This is a genomic window from Streptomyces sp. MnatMP-M17 (assembly GCF_900091995.1).
Lineage (GTDB): Bacteria > Actinomycetota > Actinomycetes > Streptomycetales > Streptomycetaceae > Streptomyces.
The window spans coordinates 1-2,939 of the sequence record NZ_FMDK01000794.1; the positions used below are offsets into that span (position 1 = coordinate 1).

General features: G+C 74.5%; 2 protein-coding genes. Both read left to right on the forward strand.

All coding sequences use genetic code 11. The features are described 5' to 3' along the window. Positions 1–1,073, forward strand: a 1,073-nt coding sequence (locus GA0115259_RS30770) for an alpha/beta hydrolase (protein WP_107469299.1), incomplete at its 5' end; no start/stop codon positions are given. A 133-nt stretch (positions 1,074–1,206) separates the two neighbouring features. Then, a complete protein-coding gene (locus GA0115259_RS30775; RefSeq protein ID WP_370748822.1) occupies positions 1,207–2,604 on the forward strand; it encodes a hypothetical protein in 1,398 nt (465 codons plus the stop codon). The last annotated feature ends 335 nt before the right edge of the window (positions 2,605–2,939 follow it).

Here is a 2,939-nt window from a genome sequence, read left to right on the forward strand (position 1 = left end):
CGGCCGCGGTCGCGGCCGGCCGGCTCGCCGGTGACGCCGCGCTCAGAGCGTCGCCCGGGCGGCCTCTGCCCGGCGATCCGAGGCTCACCGTGCACTCCACGGCGGCGGGACAGATCACCTTGACACGCTGTCTCGCCTCCCTGCGCCCGGGCGTGTACGGGATCGAGGGCCGAGGTCTCCACGCGGTCGTCGGACCGGTCCTGGAGGGCGTGCGGCACCCGCCCGACACCGTCGTACGGAGACTGGAGCGCGTCGGCCACGGCACGCTCGTCCCGGGCATGCGCGTACGCCTCACTCCGCAGGTCCACACCGGCGATCCGGGCACCGCCCTCGGCATCGAGCACCGGGAGGAGCGGATCCCGGGCGAACTCGGCTTCCTGCCCGCCTGGTTCGTGCCGGGCGCGCGGGACACCTGGGTGATCACCGTGCACGGCCTCGGCACCACCCGCGAGCATCCGCTGAACGTCCTGGAGCTGCTGGCCGGGCTCCAGGTCGCCGTGCTCGATCTCGCCTACCGCGGCGATCCGGGCGCTCCACGCTCCCCGGACGGCCTCGGTCATCTCGGCGACTCCGAGTGGCGCGACCTCGACGCGGCGATCCGGTACGCCGTCCGCTACGGCGCGGAGCGCGTGATCCTTTACGGCTGGTCCACCGGCGCCACGATGGCCCTGCACGCCGCCGCCAACTCCGCGCACAGCGAGCGGATCTCCGGGCTGGTGCTCGACTCGCCCGTACTGGACTGGGAGGCCACCCTGAAGGCCCTCGCCACCGCCCGCCGCACCCCCGGCCCGCTGCTGCCGCTTGCCGTCCGGGCGGCCCAGGGCAGGACCGGACTCCATGGCGGCCGGCTGCTCCAGGCCGCCGATCCGAGCAATCTGAACGTTCCGACACTGATCATCCACGGCCCGGACGACACCCTCGCCTCCTGGGATCCCTCCCGCGAACTCGCCGCCCTGCGTCCCGGACTGATCAGTCTCCACGCCGTCGCGCACGCTCCGCACGCCGCGATGTGGAACGCGGATCCGGCCGGTTACGAGGAGGCGCTGCGCCGGTTCCTCATCCCTCTCATGTAGCCGTCCAACAGGCCTCTTCCGTCCCGTGCGCACCCCTGTCCCGGGCCGCCCGCGGCGGCCTCTGTCCGCGTTCCGGTACCGACGGAACAGGTTCCGTTTGGGCTTTCGGGCGGTCACCGGGAAGACTGCTCCCGTGACGTCCCGAAAGCCTGATGAGCAATTGGCGCGCAACTCCAGACTCCGACTCGTCCGCCCGCGGCCGTTGACCACGGCCCGACGGGCCGTGACCGACGGACGCAACCGGCCGGCACCTCGGCCGCCCGAGGGCACTCCGCCCACCGCGGAGCTGGCCCGCCAGGCCAGGGAGGTGCTCGCCGACGCGGTACGGATCGCCCGCTGGGCCGCCGTCGACCGGGGCTCCGGCGCCGGTCCCTTCGGCGCGTCCGCGCAGGAACGGGCCGCCGCGGCGCTGGAGTTGACTCCGGACCAGGTGCGCGCGGGGTGGGACCGGGCCAGGCTGGCCGGTCTTGTCGAGCTGCACGGCGGCACCGTACGGCCCGGCTGGCGGCTCCAGGCCTGGGACCGCGACGACAGCGCCGTCCAGCGCGGCTGGGTGGCCCTCTTCGACGCCTGGTCGCTGGTGCATCCGGCGCCGGAGGACGTCGAGGCCTCCACGGTCGCCGAGGTCGTCGAAGCCGTTCCGCAGGTGCTCTCGCTGCTCCAGCTCTCGGCCGGGCCCGTGCTCGTACCGGCCCTGCTCGATCTGCTGCGGCAGCGTGTCGCGGAGCTCCACGAGGAGCGCTGCGAGGTGCCCTACGGGCCGCAGCCCGCGCCCACCGAGCCCACGGCCCCGGAGCCTCCGGACGAGATCCTGCTGCCTCCGCTGCTCGACTGGGCCCTCGAAGGCCTGGCCGCCGTCGGCGCGCTGACTCTGGGAAAGGGCCAGGCGACTCTCACACCGCTCGGCAACTGGGCGGTCTGGGTCAAGCTGGAGCAGATCTGCGTTGCCGCCCAGAGCCCGGCCGGCAATATCGAACAGTCCGCCCAGCACATGCTGCGCGGCTGTGCCCGGCTCACTCCGGGACCGGCCCGCGCCGAGTACCGCGCCTGGCTCGCCGCCCGTACCGTCGGCAGCGCCGTCACCGAACTGCTCACCGTCGCCCGAGGCGAGGACGCGCTCCTGCGCGGACTGGCCTTCGAGGCGCTGCGCGTCGTCGGCGCCCCGGCGGAGGCGGGCGTGCGGGCAGCGGCCGACGAGCCCTCGCTGCGTCCCTACGCCCTGCTCTGGCTCGCGGAGTACGAGGGCGCCGACCCGGACGACGCGGCCGATGTCCTCACCCGCGAGGAGTCGACCTGGCTCTGGGTGGACACCGCGGCGGCCGTCGCCGACCACGGCGAGAGCGATCTGCTGGTCCGCCATCTCGACTCGGCGGTGCAGGGCAATGTGCCCGCCCTGCTGGACGAGGTCCGGGCCGTCGGCCATCCCCGTACGGTCCAGGTCCTGGTCGCCCTGGCCGCCGCGCACCCGGATCCGGCCCTCGCCAAGGCCGTGCGCCGGGCCGCCTTCCAGGTGCACACCGGAGGCTCCTGACGCGCTCCGCCCGTTGATCCACCCGTCCCGTCCCGTACCGCCGCCCGCCCGCCGTCGGGACGGACGGCTTTACGGACGGCGGCGGTACGGTTCCGGCGGGCGGGCGGTTCCGGCGACGGGCCCGCTGCCGAACGGGGGATGTGCCCGGCCGTGTCCGCCGTGTCGCGGCAGGTCCGGACGCCCTCCGCGTGGTCCCTTATTACGCTCACGCCTGATCGAGGCCCACGCCCGGTCGAGACCGGTGGTACCGAAGAGCGAACAGGGACCGGGGGAACAGTGACCGTTCCGTCCACGACCGCGGCGCCGACCGTCCCGCCGCCCGCCCCGCACACCGC